Origin of the sequence: Rhodococcus sp. WAY2, from assembly GCF_009859915.1 — a bacterium.
Taxonomy (GTDB): Bacteria; Actinomycetota; Actinomycetes; order Mycobacteriales; family Mycobacteriaceae; genus Rhodococcus_F; species Rhodococcus_F oxybenzonivorans.
Map to the genome: position 1 here is coordinate 2,323,157 of NZ_CP046572.1, position 24,474 is coordinate 2,347,630.

Sequence of the window (24,474 nt, forward strand, 5' to 3'; positions counted from 1 at the left end):
GCCTCGTCCGGGAACACCGTCTGGAAGACTCCGGAGGTATGGAACCGCAGCGCAGACTCACGTTGGTGACGGGTGCTCCCGAGCACCCGCGGGAGGAGCCGTTGGTGCGCGAGCTCTACGGGCGGGTGCTTCGGGACGCGCGCCGGGACCAGGACCGCAGTCTCGAGGATGTCGCCGCAGAGGTCGGCATGTCCAAGCAGTACCTCTCCGAAATCGAACGCGGCAAGAAGGAACCGTCCTCGGAAATGCTGCGCGCAGTGTGTGGTGCGCTCGGTCTGCCGGTGGAACACCTGCTGTTCCGGTCGGGGCGCCGGATCGGTGCCACGAATAGAAACGCCGGACGAGGCACTCCCACGATGCTCGCGGCCTAGTTCTCCTGTCCCGTGGTGATCAGTGTGTCGGCCAACCCGTAGTCGATGGCCTCCCGGGCGCTGAAGATTCGATCCCGGTCGGTGTCCTGACGAAGACGGTCGATGCTCTGCCCGCTGTGCTTGCTGAGAATTTCTTCGGTCTGCGAACGGACCCGCAGTATTTCGGCGGCTTGCAAGGCGAGATCGGAGATCGTGCCACTGCCCTGCGTGGACGGTTGATGCAACAGAACTCGGGAATGTGCGAGAACGTGACGGTGTCCCTTCGTTCCCGCGGCCAGTAGCACGGCGGCGGCCGAAGCGGCCTGGCCCATGCAGTACGTCGCGATCGTCGGCCGCAGGAACTGCATCGTGTCGTAGATCGCGAGCATCGCCGTGGTGGACCCGCCGGGTGAGTTGATGTAGAGCCCGATCTCCCGGTCGGAGCTGTCTGCCTGAAGGTGAAGTAGTTGAGCCATCACCACATTGGCGACACCGTCGTCGATCTCCGTGCCGACAAAGACGATCCGTTCGTTCAACAGCCGGCTGAAGATGTCGAACGACCTCTCACCCGCCGGCGTCCGCTCGATGACATTCGGAATGGTGTACTGGGACATGGCGTCAGAGTCCTATCCTGGGAGCGGTGGTGTGGGGCGCGATTTCGGCGAAGGTCGATACCACCCGGTCGACGATCCCGTACTCACGGGCCTCGTCTGCGGTGAACCAGCGATCGCGGTCGCTGTCGGCTGCGATTTCCTCGACAGGCCTACCGGTTTCGTCGGCGAGAATCTGCTGCGATTGACGTTTCATCCGTTCGAGACTTTCGGCCTGAATGGCGATGTCGACGGCTGTTCCACCGATGCCTGCCGAGGGCTGGTGCATCATGATCCGGCTGTGCGCGAGAGCGATTCGCTTGCCTCGGGTTCCGGAGCAGAGAAGCACTTGCCCCATGCTGGCCGCAAAACCCATGGCCACCGTGACCACGTCGTTGGGGATCAGTTTCATGGTGTCGTAGATGGCCAGTCCCGCGAAGACGGAACCGCCCGGCGAATTGATATAGATGACGATGTCGCGCTCGGGGTCGGCGGCCGCGAGCAGAACCAGCTCCGAGCAGGCACGCTCCGCCATTGCGTCGTCCACTTCGCCCGTGAGGCGGATGGTTCGCTGACGGAAAAGCCGGTCTGCCAGTAGATCGCGGTAGTTGAGGTCAGCAAGTGTGGCTGTGGTCATGACCTCAGTACTACCGGCGTATGAGTACTCGATCGGCGATTGTCTGCTGTGGGCAGACACGGCATCTACTGACGTCGGAACATCGGTGGGCACGATGTGACGCAGATCGCGCGCGTCGCTTCGGGCCCCTCGGGCCAAGGTCGAGCTGGGCATTTACCCAGAAAGGTGTCGGGGCGGCGACGAGTAGATGAAGTACTCACGACCGGAACGTGAACGACGTAAACAGACCGCTCGGCCAGTGGACATCGGTCTGTCTCCGAGTGGATTTGATGGTTAGGGTGCCCTCATGCACGTTCTGTTCGTTTGTAGCGGCAACGTCTGCCGTTCGCCGATCGCAGAGCGGTTGACGCGCGCCTATGCCGTGGACCGCGGTATTTCGCATCTCACTGCGGAAAGCGCCGGTGTGCGGGCGCTGGTCGGATTCCCCATCGAACCGATCGCGGCGAGAGTAGTGGAAGGTCTGGGCGCCAGCGCCGACGGTTTCACCGCACGACGACTACGCCCCGAGATGATCAAGAGAGCCGACCTCGTGCTGGCCATGACCGAGCAGCTCCGGGATCGCTCGATGGAGCTGGTCCTCGGGACGAGTCACTGCACGTTCACGCTGCGCGAAGCGCACCGGATCGCGAGGGACACCGGTGCCCGGACCGTCGCCGAACTTGCCGTAGCGCGACGGGACTACGGGCCCATCGAGAACCCGAACATCAGCGACCCGGTCGGGCTGAGCGAGGCCGCGTTCACGCAGGTGGGTGATCAGATCGCCGCGTCGTTGATGTCACTGCTCGATGTACTCGACCTCGAGTCGGCCACGAATCCCGAGGTCGACGAGGCCATGTGTCCGGATCCCGCGCCGGAGCCGGAGCCGGAGCCCGAGCCCGTGCCGACGCCGGACCGGGCCCCCACGCCGACGGCGGCGCCGACGTTCATGCTGCCCTTGTCGCCGCGACCCCTCGTCGCGGCGCGGGCGGCGTCGTCGATCCTCGACTACCCCGTCACCTGGTAGCACTGAACCGGTAGTCGGCGAACCTTTCATCCACCTGTTCAGGCGAGAGTCCGAAGTCCTCGAGGGTGTACTTGTGGGACGGCCGTCGGTCGCCGGCGCGGCTCTCGGCATGCATGGCCTCCATGGCCGACTGCGCCGACGGGGTCAGCTCGAGGCCGAAATGGGTGTAGACACCCTCTACGGTCCCCAGTGGGTCCGCCACGAAGTCGTGATAGTCGACGTCGAGGAACTGGGCGCTGTCGTGCCGAGCGCGGACTTCGGTGAACTGCTCGAGCCCGCGCGCCCACAAGTCGAGCTGGCTCTCACCGATCACGTTGCCGCGGAACTTCTCGGACCATCCGTCGGTTGCCTGCTCCGCCAGGCTGCACACCGAGGGGACGATGGTGCGTGGGGGCCGGTGCGTCTGGATTACCACAGCATCCGGATACACCGCGAGTAACTCGTCGAGGGCGAACAAATGGCTGGGATTTTTGAGCACCCAGCGGCGGTCGCGGTCGGGGAGACCGATCAATTGCAGGTTCTTCTTGTGCCGCTGATAGGCGTTGGTCCACGTCTGACCGGCAAGCCACTGCGAGTACGTCGGCAGATTCGCAAGGCACTCGTAGGAAATCGATTTGAAGGTCTGCCGGAGCAGCTGCCAGCATTCCTCGACCTCGCTCGCGGACATGTAGTGCACACCCATGAACTCGGGCCGTTCGATGTGGTGACGACTGAAGCCCTCCTCGATCTTCTGGAACACCGGATTCGACGCCCACGTTTCCCGCGGCGGCCGTGGTTGTGGCATCTCCGTCAACCACATCTCGAGTCCCTGGTGCGACGGATCGGCAGTCAAGAGCCGGTGCAGAGCCGTGGTCCCGGTTCGTGGAAGCCCGGTGACGAAGATGGGGCGGTCGATCGAAACGTCGGCGTACTCGGGGTTCTGCTTCCACGCGGCCTCGCTGAGCAACCGGGCCACCAGCGCGCCGCGCAGGAAGACCCGCGCGACCTTGCTGCCCAGCGGTGTCAGTTGCTCGTCGGTGGCGTAGGAGTCCAGCAGTACGCCGAGTGCTTCGGTGTAGTCGTCGGAGCCGAAGTCGGTCAACCCGGTCATGCGGGTCGCCGACTCGTGCAGGTCCTCGACCGTGCCGACGGTGGTGCGCTCACTCATGATGGTCCGGTTCTCTCTCGCTAGTGATGGAATTCGCCGCAGTTGACGTCGAGGCACTGACCGGTGATGGCCCGTGCCATCGGCGATGCGAGAAAGATGACGGCGTCGGCCACTTCGTCGGTCTCGGGCAACCTCTTCAGATCGGTGCCCGCGGCGGTGTGCTCGTAGATCTGCTCCATCGTCGTCCCGTACTTCTCGGCCTGGTGTGCGAAGTACTGTTGCAACGTGGCTCCCCAGATATAGCCCGGTGCAACGGAGTTCACCCGGATTCCCTGCGGCCCGAGCTCCGTCGCGAGAGATTGCGACATGGCCAGAAGGGCGGATTTCGCCATCTTGTAACTGCCGTAACGCTCCTGCGAGTGGCGGAGAACCATCGAGTTGATGTTCACCACCGCGCCCGAAGATTCGGCCAGAGCCGGGGTGAAGAGTTGAGTCAGGCGGAGCGCGCCGAGGACGGTCAGTTCGAAACTACTGCGAATCGAATCGAAGTCGGTGCGGGCCAGAGGTTTCATCGACGGGACCGAGAACGCGTTGTTCACGAGTACGTCGACCTTGCCGTACGCATCGACTGCCGCGGCGACGAGATTCTCCGCCGAGGCGGGGTCGGTGATGTCCGTCGGAACCGTCACCGCGCGGCGGCCGAGCGTGATGATCTCCTTGGCCACCTCCTCGAGCCGGGAGGCGGTGCGAGCGGCGAGCACCATGTCGGCGCCTGCTTCCGCACACCGCACCGCGAGCGTGCGACCCAAAGCGGGTCCGACACCGGAAATGACGACTACTTTGTCGCGCAGCAGGTTGCTGTCGCTCACGGCGGCGCTCATCCCAGCATCCGATCCGCGACAGCCGCTTGCCGCGCAGCGATCCGCGCGGCATAGCCCTCGCGTGTGATGGTGTTGGACCGGTAATACGGGAGCTTTCCGGGGATCTCCTCGATCCCGACGATCTCGATACGGGGCCCGTCGGCCTCGGTCAGTTCCCGGGACACTCGCTGCCAACGGAATTGGAGGTAGCCGCGAAGATGACCTGTCGTCTCGATCCAGTTGGTGACCCCCGGATCGGCTTCGCTGACGACGAGACGAATCATCCCATCGGGGTCCACCTGCGACTGCGAGACGTTCAGCGACGTTTGGTGGTTGATGTAGTCGAGGGAGATGTACCACAGACTGCCGAGCTGAAATCCCTGGTACGGAGCGTCGGACCGCGGAACGGTGATGATGATGGCCTGGTCCTCGGAGATGTCGTAGTGACCGACGGAGGAGTACTGGGTGGCCAATCCGCCCGGTGTGAGCCGGGGTTCGGTCATCGTGTTGACCGGAAGGTTGAGATAGAACCACTCGGGGAACTGCAGCCACGTCTTGACCCGTGACACGAGTGCCTTGCCTGCTTGCGCATAGCGCTTCTCCACCGACTCCCGGGTGAGGGGATCCGGCGCGGTACCGCTCGTGTCGGCGCGCGCGATGCGGATCGTTCCACGTCGCTGGCTCCAATCGCTGTAGACCTCGCGGACCACCAGTTGGGAGGACCCGGGCGCGAGCGGAAAATAGTTGCGCCTGCTCGCATCCGGCCCTGCCCCCGGGCCGAACCGGAGCTCGAAGCTGCCGTCGGCGGCGATATCGATCTCACGATCGTCGAAAGCGGTCACACTGCCGGGCACATCTGCGGCGGTGTAGTTTCCGCTGAGAATCTGGAAACTCAGGTCTGCTGTGGTGCCTCGCGTGCCAGTGACGACGTATTCGACGTCGTCACTGATCCGTGCGCCGAAGTACAGGGTGTCGGGGTTGTCGAGGCCCATCTTCATGTATGGCCCCGTGCCGGAGATGAACGTCGGGTGGGATCGTTCGGTGGCCCAGGCGGCATGGGTTGTCGCGAGGATTCCGCCGGCGAGGTACCGGTAGCCCTCGAGCAGATCCTGCTCGGTCCGGATGTGGGGGGCGGTCTCGATCAGTTTCTCGGCCTCGGCCAGGGCGTCGGCGAATGGGTCGGTCAGCACACCGTGCTCCTCACGATGGGGTGGTACATATATGTACCTGCGTGGTAGAACGTGATGGACCGACAATAGAACGTGTTCTAAGGAGTGGTCAATGACTGCCATGGACGACGGCGTCGACAGAGCCCAGGGGCGACGGTCCCCGCCGACTGAACGGGTGGTGCAGGTGCTCGACTTCCTGGTGTCCCGCAAGGAGCACCGGTTCGGCCTCTCCGAGCTCTCGCGGACCCTCGACATCAGTAAGCCGACGTGTCTCGGCATTCTCACCGAGCTGGTCCGCGGCGGCTATCTGGTCCGCGACCCGGTTACGAAGTCCTACGGCCTCGGCCCCGCACTGATCGCGGCTGGGCGTGCGGCGCAGCAGGGATTCGCCGCCGGTCCGGTCGCGCGCAGGCATCTCGCGGCTCTCAGTGCCGAGTATCAGACGACGTGTACGGCGTCGGCGGTGGTGGGCGACCGGATCACCGTTCTGGAACTGACGAGCCCTCCCGGCGTGCGAGCGGCTGCCAAGGTGGGGGAGATGTACCCATTCGCACCACCCGTCGGCCTGATGTATGTGCTCTGGGACGGTGAAGATGCGCTGCAGTCGTGGCTGCGGCGAGAACCGACCCTGCCGGTTCGCCTCGATCGGGGGCGGCTGCGCAAGGTGGTCGAGGAATGCTCACGGACGGGGTATCTCGTCGAAACGCTCACTCCGGTGGGTCAGCGTTTGCACACCTTGATGGCCGGCGTGGCCGCCCACGATCTGCCTGCGGAACTACGCGACGTTCTCGGCGAGATGGTGTCCAGTCTGGGTGAGCGCGTGCACCTCGATGCCGAACATGCCGATCCCGGCGCGATGCATCCGGTCAGCCTGATTGCCGCGCCGACATACGACGCGGAGGGGCATCAAGCCATGGTGCTCACGTTGTATGTGGGCGCGGAACTCGCATCGGACGACATCGCTCGTCGAGGCAAGGCCCTCGCGGCGGCCGCGGACGCGATCACCCAGGAGGTGGGGGGACGCCGGCCTCGCAGAGGCGGGCATTGACCTACTTCTGAAACACGTTCTATTGTCGAGGGGACCTTTTCGACCGGACCGGTCCAAATATGAACCGCGCTCGGTTCGGCACTCGCGACGAGGAGTCGCCCCATGACCTCATCCATGGCACCGCCCGTCTACGAGCTGTCGCACCTCGGCGCGCTCGAGGCCGAGGCAGTGCACATCTTTCGTGAAGTGGCCGCGACGTTCGAGCGTCCGGTTCTGCTCTTCTCCGGTGGCAAGGATTCTGTGGTGATGCTCCACGTCGCCGCGAAGGCATTCTGGCCCGCACCTGTTCCTTTCGCCGTCATGCACGTGGACACCGGGCACAATTTCGACGATGTGATCGAGTTCCGTGATCGCACGGTCGAGCGCCTCGGACTGCGGTTGGTGGTTGCACGTGTGCAGGACGACATCGATGCCGGACGTGTCAGCGAAGAGACGGGAGCCCGGGCCAGCCGGAATCGGCTCCAAACTGCGGCGCTGCTGCGCGCGATCACGGACAACGGCTTCGACGCCGTCTTCGGTGGTGCCCGCAGGGACGAGGAAAAGGCGCGCGCGAAGGAGCGGATCTTCAGCTTCCGTGACGAGTTCGGACAGTGGGAGCCTCGGGCGCAGCGCCCGGAACTGTGGAGCCTCTACAACGGGCGGCACCGCAAGGGTGAGCACATCAGGGTCTTCCCGCTGTCCAACTGGACCGAACTCGACATCTGGCAGTACATCAGCGAGGAAGGCATCGACCTTCCCCCGCTCTACTACGCACACCGCCGCGAGGTGGTGCCCCGCGACGGAATGCTCCTTGCGCGTACTCGTTTCCTGACACTGCTGCCCGGCGACGAACCGTACGAGGCGCTCGTGCGGTTCCGGACCGTCGGCGACGCCACCTGTACGGGATGCGTCGAATCCTCGGCCACCACGGCCGAGGCCGTCGTGACGGAGGTGGCGGCCAGCCGAGTCACCGAGCGTGGGGCGACCCGGGCGGACGACCGGATCTCCGAGGCCGGCATGGAGGATCGCAAGAAGGAAGGATACTTCTGATGCCGCAGCTACTTCGGGTCGCGACCGCGGGAAGTGTCGACGACGGCAAGTCCACTCTCATCGGCCGTCTGCTCTATGACTCCAAGGCGATTTTCGAGGACCAACTCGAGTCGGTGGAGCGCACCAGCCGCGAACGAGGCGACGAGCACGCCGACCTCGCTCTGCTCACCGACGGCCTTCGCGCGGAACGGGAGCAGGGCATCACCATCGATGTCGCGCACCGCTACTTCGCTACCCCGCATCGTAAATTCATCATCGCGGACACGCCGGGACACGAGCAGTACACCCGGAACATGGTGACCGGTGCCTCGACCGCCGACCTGGCTTTGATTCTCGTCGACGCCAGAAAAGGGGTGCTCGAGCAAACCCGTAGGCATGCCTTCATCGCGAGCCTTCTCGGGATCCCGCACCTGGTGTTGTGCGTGAACAAGATGGATCTGGTGGGGTGGTCGGAGCAGCGGTTCGAGGAGATCAAGGAAGAGTTCCGTCAGTTCGCAATCAAACTCGAGGTGCACGACCTCACCTTCATCCCCGTCTCCGCGTTGCGTGGCGACAACATCGCGCAGCGGACGGCCAACATGTCCTGGTACGAGGGCGCATCACTGCTGCACCATCTCGAGCAGGTGCACGTCGCCTCCGACCGCAATCTCATCGACGCGCGCTTCCCGGTGCAGTATGTGGTGCGGCCGCAACGGCAGACCGATTCCACCTGGCACGACTTCCGAGGCTATGCAGGCACGATCGCCAGCGGAGTATTCAAGCCGGGGGACGAGGTGGTGGCGCTCCCGTCGGGATTCACCTCGAGGATCAGCGCCATCTGGGGGCCGGGCGGAACGACCCTCGACGAGGCTTTCGCACCGTCCGCGGTGTGCGTACAGCTGGTCGATCAGTTGGACGTCGGCCGCGGAGACATGTTGTGCCGACCCAACAATCGTCCCCTCGTCGGCAGCGAACTCGACGCCATGGTGTGCTGGTTCAGTGACCAGGCTTCCCTGAATCCGGACGCGCGGTACACCCTGCTCCACACCACCCGCGCCGTCAGGGCCACGGTGGCCCGCCTCGACTATCGGCTCGACGTCAACACCCTGCACCGCGACGACACGGCCCGCTCGCTCTCACTCAACGAGATCGGCCGAGTGCAGCTGAAGATCTCCCAACCGCTGATGTTCGACCCGTACCGCCGCAACCACGTGACGGGCAGTTTCGTTCTCGTCGACGAGAGCACGAACAACACCGTCGGTGCCGGAATGATCACCGGGCCGACCCTCTCCCCGGCGAAGGTGGTGTGGCATGCGGCGGCAGTGTCGCGCGAGGAGCGGCCCACCCGTGGTCGCACCGTCTGGCTCACCGGGCTCTCCGCTTCGGGGAAGTCCACCGTCGCGGTCGAACTCGAGCGGCGGCTGGTCGCCTCCGGCGTGCCCGCGTACCGGCTCGACGGCGACAACCTGCGACACGGGCTGAACTCCGATCTGGGGTTCGGTGCCGCGGACCGCTCGGAGAATGTCCGACGGGTAGGTGCGGTGGCGCAGTTGCTTGCCGATGCGGGCGTCGTCGCGATCGCCTCCCTCATCAGCCCCTACCGAGCGGATCGCGAGCGCGTGCGCGAAGAGCACCGGGCCGCCGGGCTCGACTTCGTCGAAGTGTTCGTCGACACCCCGGTCGAACGATGCGAGGCCCGTGATCCCAAGGGCATGTATGCGAAAGCGCGGGCAGGGGAGATCGCGGGATTCACCGGAGTCGACGACCCGTACGAGGCACCCGAGCGCGCGGAACTCGTACTCCGGCCGGAGGACGGCACGCCGACCGAACAAGCAGCGAAGATTATGGAATTGTTGAGGCGTGACCTCTGACGCGCGGCTCGCGGCCGATATCGCCTCCGGTGCCGGTGCCCTGTTGCTGGATATCCGTGCTGCCGGACTCGGATCCGCGGACGGGCGTGAGCTGGGCCGACGCGGTGACGTCGCCGCCGACGCCTTCATCGCCGGAAAGCTGGCCGCCGAGCGTCCCGGGGATTCCATCCTTTCCGAGGAGTCGGCCGACGACCGGTCTCGCCTCGACAGCGATCGGGTCTGGATCATCGATCCCCTCGACGGCTCGAAGGAATACGGCCTGCCCGGGCACTCCGACTGGGCGGTGCACGTGGCGCTGTGGGAGCGTGGCCAGGGTGTCACCGCCGCCGCGGTCGCACAACCGGCCCTGGGGGCGGTGTACGCGAGTGACGACCCGAGCCGCGCAGTCCATGCCGAGGAATTGCCGGCGCGGCCCCGCATCGTGGTGAGTGCCAGTAGACCGCCGGCATTCATCGACGCCGTGGCGACACAGGTCGGCGCCGAGGTCCGGGCCATGGGATCGGCTGGGGCCAAGGCGATGGCCGTGCTGCGGGGTGACGTGGACGCGTACGTGCATGCGGGCGGACAGTGGGAATGGGACTCGGCGGCCCCGGTCGGTGTCGCCGCCGCCGCGGGCCTGCATTGCTCACGCATTGACGGGACTCCACTGCAGTACAACCAGTCTCATCCCTATCTCCCCGATCTGGTGATCTGCCGGCCTGAGCTGGCGCAGGTCCTCCTCGCTGCGATCGCGGACCACGCCACCGACTCCGCCGACAGCGGACGCGTCGCGATGGCCCGTGCCTACATCGACGCGCTCGTGAGCCACGACGCGACCAAGGTCCGCCTCTCCGAGTCGGCCTGGCGTGTGGAGAACGGTCAGCACACCGGCGACTCGGGGGCGTTCATCCGGGACGAACTCGAGAACGGTCCGCAATACCAGGCCATCCAGGCAGTGCGCGATCTCTCGTTCCACGAGTGGGGGGAGAATGTGGTGGCGCGATTCCTGCTCGACCTCGGCGCCGCGCCGACCGAGGTCACGACGGTCCGCATCACCGAGCATTTCCACATTCCGGCGGGAGCGATCCAGTCGGTCATGGCCATCATCGAACCGCACGTAACCGAAGGGAATGCCGATGAGCCCCGATGAACTGGTCACGCAATTCTGCGCCGAATGGTCTGATCCGGACCCCGCAGCGATCGCGGAGTACTTCTCGGAAGACGCGGTTTACCACAATATCCCGATGGAGCCGGTCAGTGGGCGTGAGGAGATCCGCGAATTCGTGGCAGGCTTTGTCGCCGCTTTCGGCGGCATCGAGTTCCGGGTGCAGCGCCAGGTCGGCAGTGTCGGCAGCGCTGACGACGCCGGCGGGAACGGCGTGATCATGAACGAGCGGGTCGACGTGTTCGACATCAACGACACCCGGGTGGAGCTGCCGGTCGTCGGCGTCTTCGAGATCGCCGACGGCAAGATCATCGCGTGGCGGGACTACTTCGACATGGCCCCGATCCAGGCGGCAACGGCCGGAGGCTGACTCCCGCGCAGGCCGCAAGTTGACGTCAGATTCACATGCGCTCTACTGTGACCGAACCGAACTATGACGGCCGTCACATGCGGGCGGTGGGAGGCCGTACCGGGGGTCGATTCGCCCGGTAGCCAGCCGAACACCGCCCGACCCGGAGGAGAGCGCCGATGACCCAGATCAACACCGTCCGTGGGCCTGTCGACAGCGCGGACCTCGGTCGTACATACATGCACGAGCACGTGTTCGTGCTGACTGCCGATGTGCAGCAGAACTATCCGGATGAGTGGGGAAGTGAGGACGAGCGCGTTGCGGACGCGGTGGCGAAGCTTCGTGCGCTCACCGAGCAGGGAGTCCGGACCATCGTCGACCCCACTGTCGTCGGCCTCGGTCGGTACATCCCGCGCATCCGTCGGGTGGCCGAACAGCTCCCGGACCTGAACATCATTGCCGCAACCGGGTTGTACACGTACGACGACGTACCGTTCTTCTTCCATTATCGAGGTCCGGCTCTCGACGCCATGGTGGGCGCCGAGGTTCCCGATCCGATGGTCGACATGTTCGTCAAGGACATCGAGGTGGGAATCGCCGACACCGGGGTCCGGGCAGGGTTGCTCAAGTGCGCTATCGATGAACCCGGATTGACGCCCGGCGTCGAGCGCGTGATGCGGGCGGTCGCGAAAGCCCATCGGCGTACGGGGGTGCCGATCACCGTACACACCCATCCGGGCAGCGCCGCCGGTGTGCACGTCAAGCGGGTCATGTGCGACGAGGAGGGGGTGCGGCCCGACCGGATCGTCCTCGGGCACAGTGGTGACACAACGGACGTCGAGCATTTGACGAGCCTGGCGGAGCAGGGGTTCATCCTGGGAATGGACCGGTTCGGCATCAATCTGGACACGACTTTCGAGGCGCGCGCGGACACGCTCGTGGAGATGTGCCGCCGCGGGTTCGCCGGGCAGATGGTGTTGTCCCAGGACGCATCCTGTTACATCGACTGGATCGATCCGAATCTGATGGCGGCGCTCCCGCAGTGGCACTACCTGCACATCGAGAACGACGTGCTGCCGTACGTCCGCGAGCGTGGTGTCACCGAGGACATGATTTCCGAGATGCTGGTGGAGGTCCCGCGGCGATATTTCGAGAACGCATCTGCGTATTGAGCGGATTCACTTGAAACTGAGGCCGGATTCAAGTAATACTCTAGTATGGAGAAGTCGGATGGTGGGGGAGTTCTTCCCGAACGAGGAGACGACGGTCCGCCCTCGATGGCGAACGCCACCCTCCTCCGGGAGCCGCCCGTAACCGCACGAGGAGTCCGTACTCGGAATCGGCTGGTTGCCGCCGCGCGCGTTGTGTTCGAGCGAGAGGGCTATCTCGATGCCCGACTCGTCGACATCACCAAGGAGGCTGGGCTCTCGACCGGCTCCTTCTACACCTATTTCACCAACAAGGAACAGGTTTTTGCCGCCGTCGTCGAGGTGACCCAAAATGACCTGCTCCACCCCGGCATGGGACGAGTGGCCGACGAAGGCGATGTACACGCGATCGTCGAGGCGAGCATCCGCGCGTATCTGCACGCGTGCCGCAGAAACGCGCGACTGCTGGCGGTGCTGGAGCAGGTGGCGCATGTCGACCCCGAATTCCGGGAACTCGAACGCCGTCGCGACGACATCTTCTTCCGACGCAACGCCCGAGCGATCGCGGACCTGCAGGAACGCGGCCTCGCAGATGCGGCACTGGATCCGATGCTCACGTCCAAAGCGCTCTCTGCCATGGTCGGCAGGACGGCGTACAGCTATTTCGTCGGACCGGTGAGCGAAAGGAAATCTCTCTCGTTCGATCAGTTGGCGACAGGCCTGGCGCGAATGTGGACGAATGCTCTGCGCGTGCCGGATTCTGTCCGAGGTCAGTAGCCGGGCGCGCGCAGAATTCGCAGGACGAGGTCGGCGTTGATGTCGCCCAGCTCTTCGGGGGTGAATTCGCCGTCGGGGTCGTACCAACGGCAGATGTCGATGGCGAGCGACATGATGGCGAGCACCGCGACTCGGGGATCCGGGATCAGGAAGACGCCCTCGTCGATTCCCCTGCGCACCTCGCGCATTGCTGCGACACGGATCCGTAGGCGTGTCTGAGCCACGGCCTCACGGTGTTCCGCGCGGAGGTGCCGGCTCTCGTACTGCGCGATACGGGCTTTCCGAAAGTTCGTGGCGTGCAACATGCTGAAGTCCCGAACCAAGGCGCGAACCCGGTCGATCGGGTCGGTGAACGGTGCAACCGCATCGAGCACCTGAGCCAGTGCCCGTTCATGGGCGCGGCACACGAGCCGGAACAGCAGTTCTTCCTTGGAGGGAAAGTGTACGTACATCGCGGCGGGACTCAGTCCTGCCATTGCGGAGATGTCCCGGGTGGTGGTGGCCTCGAAGCCCCTGTCCGAGAACAGCATCGTAGCTGCGGTGAGTAGGCGTTCCTCGGAGGACGACAGATCGCGAATGGGTTGACCGGGAGCTGGGGTTTCGTCCCGTAGATCTGTCATGCGTCGTCCTCACCGGTGCGGCGGGCCGGGAGCGCCCACCGCACATATATGTCGAAAGTATCGCCTCGAGTGATTGACATCACACGACAAGTGAAACACACTAAGCAAGCGCTCACTGACTTGAAGTTGGCGTCATGTTCTAAAACTTCATCTCTAGCCACACCCCCACAGACCTATCTCGAGGAGTGATTGGATGACTACATCCGCGGTGCAGCCGAGTAAGGACGCAACCGGCGACACGGCCGTCCAGCGGAAGCGGGCACACCGGAAGCTGCTGGCGGCAGGTCTCGTCGGCAGTTCCATCGAGTGGTACGACTTCTTCCTCTACGGAACCGCTGCGGCTCTTGTCTTTCCGCAAGTCTTTTTTCCCGACTCATCGGCGCTGATGGGCACTCTGCTGTCGTTCAGCACTTTCTGGGCGGGATTCGTCGCCCGGCCTCTCGGCGGACTGGTCGCGGGCCACTACGGCGACAAATACGGGCGCAAACCCGCGGTGGTGACCTGCCTGCTCTTCATGGGCCTCGCCACCTTCCTTATCGGATGCCTCCCGGGTGCGTCGACGATCGGAGTGGCTGCACCGATTCTGCTGGTGGTGCTGCGCTTCATCCAGGGCATCGCGTGCGGCGGTCAGTGGGGTGGGATCGTCCTTCTGCTGACCGAATCGGCGAGTCCCAAACGCAGAGGGTTCTCCGGCACCTTTGGCCAGATGGGTGTCTCGTTCGGTGTGCTGCTCGGCAACCTCGTGTTCCTGGGCGCCACCGCCGCCATCTCGAACGAGGCGTTCCTCAGCTGGGGTTGGCGTATCCCCTTCTTCGCCAGTGCATTGCTGTTCCCAGTCGTGCTCTACATCCAGACGAAGGTCGAGGACACACCGGAATTCCGCGAGCTGCAGGAAGAGGCACAGAAGGGTAAGGAAACGGTAGTCCGGGCACCGCTCACCCAGGCGATCAAGGACCACTGGCGCAAAATCTTGCTGGGGTGCGGTCTTCTCGCGGCCACCAACTCGTTGTTCTACATCTCGATCGCCGGCGTCCTCAGTTACGGCACTGCCGAACTGGGCATGAAGCGCAACGATCTGCTGGCGATCTCGCTGCTCAGTGCAGGCCTCACCGTCGGTGTGGTGTTGTGGTCGGGGCACGTGTCCGACAAGATCGGTCGTCGGCCGATGATCCTGTTCGGCGCCGGAATGATCGTGCTCTGGGCCTTCCCGTACTTCTGGCTGATCAACACGAAAAACCTGATGCTGTTCTTCATTGCAGTCACCGTCGGAAGTGTGTTCCAGTCCATGACCTACGGTCCGATCGCGGCCTACATGGGCGAGCTGTTCGCACCCAACGTGCGCTATTCGGCAGCCTCCCTGGCCTACCAACTGGCTGCGATCACGGTCAGCGGTGGCACTCCCTTCATCATGACCGCGCTGATTGCCAAAACCGGCACCACCACGCTCGTCGCCGTATTCGTCGCCTTGATGGGGCTGGTCACATTTCTCTGTGCGTGGCGGCTCCACGAGACCAACCCGGCGGAAGTCCGTAACGACCCGAACGCTGTTCCCGGAGCTCAGTTCTACTAGTAGGGCATCAAGGCCGAAAGAATGCCCACCGCCGAACGGCGGTGGGCATTCCTTTCGTGGCAGGGGTGTTCAGTTGTCGCTGATCTTCAGTACCAGCTTGCCCGTGTTCGCGCCGTCGAACAGCATGGTCAGCGTGCGGCCGAAAGCTTCGACACCGCCGGTTTCCACCTGCTCCCGGGTCACGATGTCACCGTTGCGAATCCACTCCGACATCGCCTCCATGCCCTCCTGGAACCGATCGAGATAATCGAAGACGATGAATCCGGTCATCGACGCCCGGTTCACCAGTAGCGACAGGTACCGAGACGGGCCGGGCTGCGGATCGGTGGCGTTGTATCCGGAGATCGCACCGCACAACGCGACACGCGCATTCTTGCGCAGACGCCCCAGTGCGGCGTCGAGAATGTCACCGCCGACATTGTCGAAGTAGATGTCGATGCCGTCGGGTGCGGCCGCCCGCAGCGCGCGGCCCACCGGCCCCGCCTTGTAGTCGATCGCGGCATCGAAACCGAGCTCATCGGTGAGCCACGCGCACTTCTCGCGGCCACCGGCAATGCCGATCACCGTTGCGCCGTTCAGTTTGGCGATCTGGCCGGCGATGCTTCCTACCGCTCCCGCCGCTCCCGAGATGAGCACGACGTCGCCCTTCTCGAGCTTGCCAACATCGGTGAGGCCGAAATAGGCGGTCATGCCAGGGAATCCGAGTGCACCCAGCCAGGTGGGCGCGGGTGCGAGTGTCTCGTCCACGACAAGAGCACCCCGGCCGTCGGACACCGCGAACTCCTGAATTCCGAACTGTCCGGAAACGACTGCCCCTTCCGGGAACACCGGATTCTTCGACGCCACGACGCGGCCCACGGCATGCGCGCGCATCACCTCACCGATCTGAACGGGCGGCACGTACGACTTCACGTCGTCGAGCCAGCCACGCATGGCGGGATCGAGCGAGGCATAGTCGACCTGCACGGTGAACCCACCGTCCGATGGTGTGGGAATCGGTTCGGAGACGATCTCCCAGGTGGAGTCGTCGGGCCGGCCGATCGGGCGTTTCGCCAGTCGAACCTGTCTGTTGACGGATGTCACGGTGTCACCTTTCGAGGTACCTCAACGGTCAATGGGTCAGTTCTCAGCGCGGCCTTGTCGATCGACCGCTTGAGGATTTTTCCGGTCGAGCCCTTGGGAAGGGCGTCGACGATCGAGATGATGCGGGGAATTTTGTACGCGGACAGCCGCTCCCGAGTCCACCGCGTGAGCTCGGCGCCGTCCAGTTCTGATCCAGGCAGGAGGGCGACTACCGCGGCCACCTCTTCTCCGTAGTGGTCGTCGGGAACACCCACGACCGCGGCCTCGACGACGTCGGGGTGCGTGTACAGCACCTCCTCGATCTCACTGGGATACACGTTGTAGCCGCCGCGAATGATGAGGTCCTTGACCCGGTCGACGATGCGGAGGTCTCCGTCCGAGTCGACACAGCCGAGGTCGCCCGTGCGGAACCAGCCGTCCGGTGACAACACGTCTGCGGTGTCGACGGGCCTGCGCCAGTACCCCTTCATCACCGTGGGACCCTTCACGAAGACTTCACCGACGGTGCCGGGAGTGCACTGGTTCCCGTCGTGGTCCCGGACCTCGACCTCCATACGGGGAACAGCGCGTCCCGTGTAGCCGATCTTGCCACCGCGATCGATGTCGTTGAACGTGCCGAATGCGGTCGTCTCGGTGAGCCCGTACCCCTCGAGGATGGTGCACCCGAAGCGCGTTTCGAATGCGCGGGCCACCTCTCCGGGCAGCGAGGCGCCGCCGGAGATAGCGATCCGAAGCTGAGCGAAATCCTCCGGGTCGGCGTCGCCGGCCGCGTGGAGCATCGCATTCCACATCGTCGGGACACCGGCCATGATGGTCAGGCGGTCGCGGCGCAGCATCGCCAGCATCGCGGACGGGTCGAACCGCGCCAGCAACGACAAGGAGCCGCCACCGGTGAATGTCGCCATCATGACCGAGGCCTGTCCGAAGACGTGGAAGAGCGGGAGCCCCGTCCCTGTGCGGTCCTCGCTCGAGCCGCGACTGCATTCGGCGCCGATCTGCCCGCCCGACAGCAGGTTTCCGACGGTCAGTTCCGCACCCTTGGGCCGTCCGGTCGTTCCGGACGTATAGAGAATGGCGGCGGTGTCCTCGCCGTCCCGGTCGACGATGGGCTTCTGGAGCCCGTCCGAGACAACTATTTCCGGGGACAACGTCCAGACCGGCACGTCGAGCGCTGCTGCCGCCTGGCTCATCGCGGGCCCCAGTTCGTACCAGAGGATCGCCAGCGACACACCGGCGTCGCTCAAAACGTACTCGGTTTCCGGCCGAGTGGACATCGTGTTCACCGGGACCACCACGGCCCCGGCCGCCTGAATCGCCAGGTAAGCCACGACGAACTCGGGCACGGACGGGGCGGCGAGGAGCACGCGGTCGCCGGGCGAGATACCCCATTCGCGAAGCGCGCCCGCGTAGGTCGTGCTCGCGATCTGCAGCTGTCGATAGGTCAGGGTGCTGTCTGCACCCCGCAGAGCAATGTTGTCGGGGGTAGTGTCCGCGTGGAAGCACACGGGGTCGATCACGTTTGCCATGTACGTCAGCCTCCGAGTCGAGCTTCGATCAAGGGAACACGCGCGAGTACGTGCCGCCGTAGGATTGGCGGCACGTACAGACCGAGGCCTAACCGGCTTCGACGACCCGGGCTACCGACTCCGACACGACCACCGGCTTGTCGGAGCCTTCCCGTTCGACCACCTGAGTCATCGTCACCTGGATGCCGCCGCCGACCTGTTCGGCGGCCGTCACGGTCGCCCGCATCCGGATCCGCGAACCGACGGGAACGGGGGCGGGAAACCGGACTTTGTTGTATCCGTAGTTGAGGCTGTGCGCGAAACCGTCGAATCGCAGCAGGGTCGCGGAGAGGGCAGGTCCGAGGGACAGGCTGTAGAGACCGTGCGCGATAGTTCCGCCGAGCGGACTCGATGCGGCGCGTTCGGGGTCGACGTGAATCCATTGATGGTCACCGGTGGCGTCGGCGAACGCGTTGACCCGTTCCTGTGTGACCTCATGCCACTCGGTGGGGCCCAATTCTTTCCCGATCAAAGCGGTGAGCTCGTCGTAGCTCGCCGGGCGGATGGGCAGTTGAGTCGTGTCGGTCATCGGTCTCCCTCGATCGCGGATGGTGGGTGTCGGTCATGTCTGAGGCGAACTGCACTGCGGTTTCGCTGCACCGCCACTTGAACTTGACGACGGATTCAACTATACAAAAGAGAGACGCGAGTCACAATGTACGGCGAAGGAGACGAAGCCTCGTGAAGGTTGCACAGAAGGTCGCCAGCTATGACTACTGACGAACAGACGATCGCGCGAGAACTGACCGAACGGGTCACGGCGCTGCTCGAGCAGAACGACACCTCGAATCCGACGCAGTTCCTCGGCGCGCGGTTCGACGCCGGCCTCGCGTGGGTTCACTTCGCGCCCGGACGTGGCGGGCTCGGTCTGCCGCAGAGCTTCCAGGCCCAGGTCGACGCGCAGCTGGAAGCGGCGGGCGCGCCGGCACCGGCAAAGGGCCGCAACGGCATCGGCCTGGGGATGGCCGCGCCCACCATCGCGGCCTTCGGGACCGACGAACAGCAGCGAAAATATCTGCGTCCGATTTTTACCAGCGAGCACATCTGGTGCCAGTTGTTCAGTGAGCCGGGGGCGGGTTCCGACCTCGCTGCCGTGGCGACGCGTGCGGTCCGTGACGGCGACAACTGGATCGTCAACGGCCAGAAGGTGTGGACGTCGGGCGCGCAGAATGCGCAGCGGGCTATCCTCGTGGCCCGCACCGATCCTGCCGTGCCTAAACATGCGGGTCTTACCTACTTTCTCTGTGACATGAGCGATCCCGGCGTCGACGTTCGCCCCCTGCGCCAGATCACCGGCGAGGCCGAGTTCAACGAGGTGTTCCTCACCGACGTGCGAATTCCTGACGCCGATCGGCTCGGGGACGAGGGGCAAGGCTGGCGGGTGGCAACCGCGACCCTCAACAACGAACGCGTTGCGATCGGCGGGTCGGCCGCAGCGCGCGAAAGCGGCATGATCGGCCCCGTGGCCGCGGCATGGCGTGAACGTCCCGAACTGCGGGACCCGGCAATGCACGACGAACTTCTCCGGTTGTGGGTCGAAGCCGAAGTCGCCCGGTTGACCGGTGAACGGCTACGGCAGCAACTCGCGGCCGGGCAACCCGGCCCCGAGGGGTCCGGACTGAAGCTCGCCTTCGCCCGGCTCGCACAGACCATCTCCGGTTTCGACATCGAGCTGCACGGCGAAGCGGGTTTGCGCTACGACGACTGGACCATGCGCAGGCCCGACAAGGTGGACTTCACCGGACGTGAACCCGGATACCGCTACCTGCGCGCGAAAGGTAATTCGATCGAGGGCGGCACGTCGGAAATCCTGCGGAACGTTATCGCGGAACGTGTTCTCGGGCTGCCCCCCGAGCATCGCGTCGACAAGGACATCGCTTGGAAGGACCTGCCCCGATGAGCACCGCAGATCTGCTGTACACCGACACCGAAGACGCCCTCCGCGACAGTGTCCGGCGGCTGCTCGCCGACCGTTGCCCGCACGAGCTCGTCATGAGTGCCTACGACTCGTCGCCCGGTGACTTCTCCGCCGTCTGGAAGTCGCTCGCCGTCGAACTCGGACTGTCCGGTCTCCTCGTCCCCGAATCGATCGGCGGGGCAGGGGCGGGCGCAAGGGAAGCCGCCGTGGTCATGGAAGAGATCGGACGTGCCGTGGCGCCCGTCCCGTATCTCTCGAGCGCTGTACTCGCGACGGTCGCGCTGGTGAAGGCGGGAGACACGACCATCGTCCGGGATCTCGCCGAAGGCTCCACCACCGGTGCCCTCACGATCGGCCTGGCCACGCCGCCCGACCGCTTCAGCGCGACCGTCCGACTGGGCGCCGACGGGTTGACCGGCCGCGTCACCAGTGTTGCGGGCGCCGCGGAAGCCGAACTTCTGGTCGTTCCGGTGCAGGGGCCCGACGGGCTCGAGCTTCACACTGTGCGCACGGACAGCGCCGGCGTCACCGTGACCCCGATTCTCGCGCTGGACATGACGCGTCCCCTGGCCGATGTCGACTTCACCGCTGCGTCGTCGACTCGGGTCGACGACGGTGCGGCAGTAGAGGCCATCCGTGGCGCTCTCCTCTGCGGTGCTGCGCTCCTCGCCTCCGAACAACTCGGAGTGGCACAGTGGTGCTTCGACGCCACGCTCGCCTACGTCAAGGAGCGCAAGCAGTTCGGGCGTGCCGTCGGCTCGTACCAGGCGCTGAAGCATCGTCTTGCCGACCTGTGGCTGGAGATCACCTCCGCCGCTGCGGCTGCTCGTTACGCGGCTGACACCGCTGCTCGCGGCGACGCGGACGCCGAGATCGCGGCGGCGCTCGCGCAGGCGTATTGCAGTGGTGTCGCCGTTCATGCCGCCGAAGAGTGCGTCCAACTACACGGTGGACTCGGCATGACCTGGGAATACCCCGCGCACCTCTATCTGAAGAGGGCGAAAAGCGATCAGCTCGCCTTCGGCACGGCCTACCGTCACCGAGCGCGTCTCGCCGAATTGATCGATCTGCCCGCGTAAACCGTTTCACCCCACCGACAGTCAGGAAGAAGACGATGAAGGCATGGCGTGTCCACGAACTCGGCGAGCCGCGTACCGCGCTGCAACTCGAGGAGGTCCCGGACCCGGTGGCAGGTCCCGGCCAGGTGCTGGTCAGGGTGCTCGCCGCACCGGCGAACTTCCCCGATGTGCTCCTGTGCCGAGGGGAGTACCAGATCACGCCGCCGCTGCCCTTCACCCCGGGTGTCGAACTGTGCGGCGAGGTGGTTGCCGTCGGAGACGGTGTCACGCGGTTCACGCAGGGCGACCGGGTGATCGGTAATCCGAACCTGCCCGGCGGCGGGTTCGCTCAGCTCGCGGTTCTCGACGAGGCGAACACCTTCACCGCACCGGCCGCCCTCGACGACGCCGAAGCGGCGGCGCTGAGTATCGGATACCAGACGAGCTGGTTCGCCCTCCATCGTCGGACGCATCTCGAGGCGGGGGAGACTCTGCTCGTGCACGCCGCGGCCGGCGGAGTGGGTAGTGCCGCAGTGCAATTGGGGAAGGCGGCCGGGGCGAAGGTCATCGGTGTGGTCGGAGGGGCCGACAAGGCGGAGTATTGTCGCCGGCTCGGGGCCGACCTGGTGATCGATCGCCGCACCGAGGATTTCGTCCCACTCGTCAAGGAGTTCACCGGTGGACGCGGAGCCGACGTCGTCTACGACCCAGTCGGTGGAGATGCCTACGCCAAGTCCACCAAGTGCATCGCTTTCGAGGGACGCATCCTGATCATCGGCTTCGCGGGCGGCACCATCCCGACTCCGGGACTCAACCATGCGCTGATCAAGAATTACTCGATCATCGGACTGCACTGGGGCCTGTACAAGCAGTACAACCAGCAGGCCATCGCCGATTGCCACGAGGAGCTGACCCGGCTCGCCGCGTCCGGCGCGATCCGGCCCCTCATCAGTGAGCGGCTCTCGCTCGCCGACGTCGCCGACGGACTCGGCCGGCTCGGTGAGGGCAGCACCGTCGGTCGGCTCGTCTTCCAACCGTGAAAGGAATGCTCGTGGATGCTCATTCGCTGTTCGATGTCGCCGGAAAGACTGTAGTCGTCACCGGAGGTTCGCGCGGTATCGGTCGGATGATCGCCGAAGGATTCGTCCGGGCGGGAGCGCAGGTCCTCGTGTCGTCCCGTAAAGCCGACGACTGCGCCGAGACGGCGTCCGAGCTGTCCGCGCTCGGGCCGGGGTCCTGCCACGCCCATCCCGCCGATCTGTCCACTCCGGACGGCATCGACAGCCTCGCCGCCCACGTCGAGGAGGTAGCCCCGCGACTCGACGTTCTGGTCAACAATGCCGGCGCGACGTGGGGCGCACCGGTCGACGAGTTTCCCGAGGCCGCGTTCGACAAGATCTTCGACATCAACGTCAAGAGTGTGTTCTCGCTGACGCAGAAACTACTGCCCAGACTGCGGGCCGCGGCCACCGGGGATCAACCCGCCCGGATCGTCAACATCGGTTCGATCGACGGCCTGGTCGTGTCGAGCAGCGACAACTTTTCGTACGGAGCGAGTAAAGCTGCCGTGCACATGCTCACGCGGAAGCTCGCGGCCACCCTGGCCGTCGAGAACATCACCGTCAATGCGATTGCGCCCGGACCATTTCCGACGAAGATGATTGCCCACCTCCTCGGCGATACGGCGCGCCGGGAACTCGTCGAGAGCGCCGTTCCACTCGGCCGGGTCGGCTGTGCCGAGGACATCGCGGGCACCGCGATATTCCTGTCCTCGCGGGCGGGCGCATACCTGACGGGCACCGTCATCCCCGTCGACGGGGGACTGTCGGGCACACGTTGACGCCGGCGGGCATACACAATCACGAATTCGGACGAGATCGAGAGGCGGTACGGCGGCGATGAGCTGGTACGACGACAGGCCCTGGATGGACCGGTACGGGGAGAGGGTTCGACGCGTGGGAGATATCCCGGCCCGTACCGCGCTCGACATGTTCGAGTCGGCGGTCGTCACCGCCCGAGACGGCCCGGCGGTGCGTTACCTCGGCGGCACGCTCGGCTACCGGGAAGTCGACCAACTCACCGACGGTATCGCCGCGTACCTGCTCGAGAACGGGTTTCAGCGGGGCGACCGGCTCGCGATCTACCTGCAGAACATTCCGCAGTTCGTTCTCGCGTTGATCGGAACGTGGAAGGCCGGCGGTGTCGTCGTTCCTCTCAACCCGATGTACCGGGACGAGCTCGCACACATCCTCACCGACGCGGGGGTCACCGCGATCGTGTGCAGCGAGAGCTCGTGGGCAGACCGGGTGGGTTCACGCGCGTCGGAAGCGGGCGTGCGAATCGCGCTCACCTCGAGCGAACTCGACATCCAGACTTCGAACGACGAGCGCTTGTTCCGGACGGTAACCCGTGCCCGCAGCGAGAACGTGCCCGACCTCCTCGAGGTGGCACGGGTGCGGGCCGGAGCGACGGTGCCTGATCCCGGACTGACACCCGAAGACATTGCCCTGGTGTCCTACACGTCCGGAACCAGCGGCGTACCCAAGGGTGCCACCAACACCCACCGCAACCTGACGGTGAACAGCGCAATTCTGCGACTGTACGAGGACAAACCGGCCGGCGCGCCGATCTTCGCCCTGGCACCGCTCTTCCACATCACGGGAATGGTGTGCCAGCTCCTCACCGCGATCGACCTGGCGTCGCCGCTGATCCTGGTGTACCGCTTCGAACCCGGGGTCGTCCTCGACGCCCTCGAACGTGAGCGGCCGATCTTCATGGTGGGTCCATCCACCGCCTACATGGCGTTGATGGCGCACCCCGACTTCTCCGGGGAACGCTTCGCCTCCCTCGAGGCCGTCATGTCCGGCGGCGCCCCACTGCCTCCCGCCATCGTCGAGCGCTTCCGCGAGCTCACCGGCAAATACATTCGCAACGGTTACGGGCTCACCGAAACGAGCGCACCCTGCGTCGTCGTCCCGCCCAACCTGGAAGCACCAGTCGATCCGGCATCGGGAACGCTGGCGATCGGCCTGCCCCTGCCCTCCGCAGTGGTCCGGATCATCGGCGAGGACGGAAAAGACCTGGAGCCACTCGAGGTCGGCGAAATTGCCGTCGACGGACCGATGGTGGTACCCGCCTATTGGAACAAGCCGGACGCCACGGCGCAGTCACTGCCGGGTGGCCGTCTCCTCACCGGTGATGTCGGCTTCATGGACGCCGAGGGCTGGGTGTACGTGGTGGACCGCAAGAAGGACATGATCAACGCGTCCGGGTTCAAGGTGTGGCCGCGGGAGGTCGAGGACGTTCTCTACCAGCATCCGGCGGTGCGCGAAGCCGCAGTCGTGGGTGAACCGGACAGCTATCGCGGTGAAACCGTCGCCGCCTTCGTCAGCCTGCGGCCGGGTACGACGGTGGAGACGGCCGACCTCGTCGAGTACTGCCGGGAGCGGCTGGCCACCTACAAGGCCCCGCGGCGGGTGGAAATCGTCGACGAACTGCCGAAGACGGCGAGCGGGAAGATCCTCCGTCGCGAGATGCGTCGCCGCGCGCCTGCCTGACCTGTGCCGACCCGCCCTGCGCTGTTGCGCGCGAACGGGACGCTCGTTGTGTCAGATCGAAC

Annotated in this window: 24 protein-coding genes; 15 read left to right on the forward strand and 9 right to left on the reverse strand. The window is 65.1% G+C overall.

The window, feature by feature from the left end; translation table 11 throughout:
* Nucleotides 1–38 precede the first annotated feature (38 nt).
* On the forward strand, nt 39–371 hold the full coding sequence (locus GFS60_RS10830; protein ID WP_159921142.1) for a helix-turn-helix domain-containing protein: 333 nt from the start codon (nt 39–41) through the stop codon (nt 369–371).
* Here GFS60_RS10830 and GFS60_RS10835 read toward each other — a convergent pair.
* Complete coding sequence (locus GFS60_RS10835; protein WP_159921144.1) at nt 368–964, reverse strand: ATP-dependent Clp protease proteolytic subunit; 597 nt, start codon at nt 962–964, stop codon at nt 368–370. The two genes, GFS60_RS10830 and GFS60_RS10835, sit on opposite strands and share 4 nt — an antisense overlap.
* Before the next feature lie 4 nt (nt 965–968).
* A complete protein-coding gene (locus tag GFS60_RS10840; RefSeq protein WP_109328632.1) occupies nt 969–1,577 on the reverse strand; it encodes a ClpP family protease in 609 nt (202 codons plus the stop codon).
* Between the two features lie 286 nt (nt 1,578–1,863).
* On the opposite strand from GFS60_RS10840, the gene GFS60_RS10845 reads away from it, so the two are divergent.
* Nucleotides 1,864–2,580, forward strand: a complete 717-nt coding sequence (locus GFS60_RS10845) for an arsenate reductase/protein-tyrosine-phosphatase family protein (protein WP_159921146.1) — start codon at nt 1,864–1,866, stop codon at nt 2,578–2,580.
* Here the strand turns inward: GFS60_RS10845 and GFS60_RS10850 are convergent.
* The 3 genes from GFS60_RS10850 to GFS60_RS10860 are packed head-to-tail and all read right to left on the reverse strand — an operon-like array spanning nt 2,570 to nt 5,717.
* Nucleotides 2,570–3,727 carry a sulfotransferase family protein gene (locus GFS60_RS10850; RefSeq protein ID WP_159921148.1) on the reverse strand — a complete coding sequence of 386 codons (1,158 nt, stop codon included), beginning with the start codon at nt 3,725–3,727 and terminating at the stop codon, nt 2,570–2,572. The genes GFS60_RS10845 and GFS60_RS10850 overlap by 11 nt on opposite strands.
* Nucleotides 3,728–3,747: 20 nt before the next feature.
* A complete protein-coding gene (locus tag GFS60_RS10855) occupies nt 3,748–4,548 on the reverse strand; it encodes an SDR family oxidoreductase (protein ID WP_159921150.1) in 801 nt (266 codons plus the stop codon).
* A complete protein-coding gene (locus tag GFS60_RS10860; RefSeq protein WP_159921152.1) occupies nt 4,545–5,717 on the reverse strand; it encodes a DUF1214 domain-containing protein in 1,173 nt (390 codons plus the stop codon). Before GFS60_RS10860 ends, GFS60_RS10855 begins: the two co-directional genes overlap by 4 nt.
* A 100-nt stretch (nt 5,718–5,817) precedes the next feature.
* Between GFS60_RS10860 and GFS60_RS10865 the strand changes: the two genes are divergently transcribed.
* The 7 genes from GFS60_RS10865 (at nt 5,818) to GFS60_RS10895 (ending at nt 13,041) form a co-directional block, all read left to right on the forward strand.
* Nucleotides 5,818–6,744 (forward strand): helix-turn-helix domain-containing protein, encoded by a 927-nt coding sequence (locus GFS60_RS10865; RefSeq protein WP_201453606.1) that lies wholly within the window; start codon nt 5,818–5,820, stop codon nt 6,742–6,744.
* Nucleotides 6,745–6,846: 102 nt separating this feature from the next.
* Nucleotides 6,847–7,773 carry a sulfate adenylyltransferase subunit CysD gene (gene cysD / locus GFS60_RS10870; protein WP_159921156.1) on the forward strand — a complete coding sequence of 309 codons (927 nt, stop codon included), beginning with the start codon at nt 6,847–6,849 and terminating at the stop codon, nt 7,771–7,773.
* Complete coding sequence (cysC, locus tag GFS60_RS10875; protein ID WP_159921158.1) at nt 7,773–9,623, forward strand: adenylyl-sulfate kinase; 1,851 nt, start codon at nt 7,773–7,775, stop codon at nt 9,621–9,623. Before cysD ends, cysC begins: the two co-directional genes overlap by 1 nt.
* Entirely contained in the window at nt 9,613–10,752 is a 1,140-nt protein-coding gene (locus GFS60_RS10880) for a 3'(2'),5'-bisphosphate nucleotidase CysQ (RefSeq protein ID WP_159921160.1), read from the forward strand. Before cysC ends, GFS60_RS10880 begins: the two co-directional genes overlap by 11 nt.
* Nucleotides 10,739–11,137: a nuclear transport factor 2 family protein gene (locus tag GFS60_RS10885; protein WP_159921162.1), complete on the forward strand. Its 399-nt coding sequence runs from the start codon at nt 10,739–10,741 to the stop codon at nt 11,135–11,137. The genes GFS60_RS10880 and GFS60_RS10885 overlap by 14 nt, the downstream gene beginning before the upstream one ends.
* A 158-nt stretch (nt 11,138–11,295) precedes the next feature.
* Nucleotides 11,296–12,288, forward strand: coding sequence for a phosphotriesterase family protein (locus tag GFS60_RS10890; RefSeq protein WP_159921164.1), 993 nt, complete (start codon nt 11,296–11,298; stop codon nt 12,286–12,288).
* 105 nt (nt 12,289–12,393) lie between these two features.
* The gene (locus tag GFS60_RS10895; RefSeq protein ID WP_159927068.1) at nt 12,394–13,041 is read left to right on the forward strand and encodes a TetR/AcrR family transcriptional regulator; all 648 of its coding nucleotides are present in this window, start codon (nt 12,394–12,396) and stop codon (nt 13,039–13,041) included.
* Here the strand turns inward: GFS60_RS10895 and GFS60_RS10900 are convergent.
* Entirely contained in the window at nt 13,035–13,661 is a 627-nt protein-coding gene (locus tag GFS60_RS10900) for a TetR/AcrR family transcriptional regulator (RefSeq protein WP_159921166.1), read from the reverse strand. The two genes, GFS60_RS10895 and GFS60_RS10900, sit on opposite strands and share 7 nt — an antisense overlap.
* A 193-nt stretch (nt 13,662–13,854) precedes the next feature.
* Here GFS60_RS10900 and GFS60_RS10905 point away from each other — a divergent pair, with 193 nt between their 5' ends.
* Complete coding sequence (locus GFS60_RS10905; RefSeq protein WP_159921168.1) at nt 13,855–15,231, forward strand: MFS transporter; 1,377 nt, start codon at nt 13,855–13,857, stop codon at nt 15,229–15,231.
* Nucleotides 15,232–15,300: 69 nt separating this feature from the next.
* Here the strand turns inward: GFS60_RS10905 and GFS60_RS10910 are convergent, their stop codons facing one another.
* The 3 genes from GFS60_RS10910 to GFS60_RS10920 all read right to left on the reverse strand — a co-directional run bounded on the left by GFS60_RS10910 (nt 15,301) and on the right by GFS60_RS10920 (nt 18,408).
* Nucleotides 15,301–16,314, reverse strand: coding sequence for an NADP-dependent oxidoreductase (locus tag GFS60_RS10910; RefSeq protein ID WP_159921170.1), 1,014 nt, complete (start codon nt 16,312–16,314; stop codon nt 15,301–15,303).
* On the reverse strand, nt 16,311–17,840 hold the full coding sequence (locus tag GFS60_RS10915; RefSeq protein WP_159921172.1) for a class I adenylate-forming enzyme family protein: 1,530 nt from the start codon (nt 17,838–17,840) through the stop codon (nt 16,311–16,313). The genes GFS60_RS10910 and GFS60_RS10915 overlap by 4 nt, the downstream gene beginning before the upstream one ends.
* Nucleotides 17,841–17,928: 88 nt before the next feature.
* Nucleotides 17,929–18,408 carry a MaoC family dehydratase gene (locus tag GFS60_RS10920; protein ID WP_159921174.1) on the reverse strand — a complete coding sequence of 160 codons (480 nt, stop codon included), beginning with the start codon at nt 18,406–18,408 and terminating at the stop codon, nt 17,929–17,931.
* A gap of 180 nt (nt 18,409–18,588) precedes the next feature.
* On the opposite strand from GFS60_RS10920, the gene GFS60_RS10925 reads away from it, so the two are divergent.
* The 5 genes from GFS60_RS10925 to GFS60_RS10945 are packed head-to-tail and all read left to right on the forward strand — an operon-like array spanning nt 18,589 to nt 24,412.
* Complete coding sequence (locus GFS60_RS10925; RefSeq protein WP_159921176.1) at nt 18,589–19,779, forward strand: acyl-CoA dehydrogenase family protein; 1,191 nt, start codon at nt 18,589–18,591, stop codon at nt 19,777–19,779.
* Nucleotides 19,776–20,876 (forward strand): acyl-CoA dehydrogenase family protein, encoded by a 1,101-nt coding sequence (locus GFS60_RS10930; RefSeq protein WP_159921178.1) that lies wholly within the window; start codon nt 19,776–19,778, stop codon nt 20,874–20,876. Before GFS60_RS10925 ends, GFS60_RS10930 begins: the two co-directional genes overlap by 4 nt.
* Nucleotides 20,877–20,911: 35 nt before the next feature.
* Nucleotides 20,912–21,895 (forward strand): NADPH:quinone oxidoreductase family protein, encoded by a 984-nt coding sequence (locus GFS60_RS10935; RefSeq protein ID WP_159921180.1) that lies wholly within the window; start codon nt 20,912–20,914, stop codon nt 21,893–21,895.
* An 11-nt stretch (nt 21,896–21,906) separates the two neighbouring features.
* Nucleotides 21,907–22,695 (forward strand): SDR family oxidoreductase, encoded by a 789-nt coding sequence (locus GFS60_RS10940; protein ID WP_201453548.1) that lies wholly within the window; start codon nt 21,907–21,909, stop codon nt 22,693–22,695.
* Between the two features lie 58 nt (nt 22,696–22,753).
* Nucleotides 22,754–24,412, forward strand: a complete 1,659-nt coding sequence (locus tag GFS60_RS10945; RefSeq protein ID WP_159921184.1) for an AMP-binding protein — start codon at nt 22,754–22,756, stop codon at nt 24,410–24,412.
* The last annotated feature ends 62 nt before the right edge of the window (nt 24,413–24,474 follow it).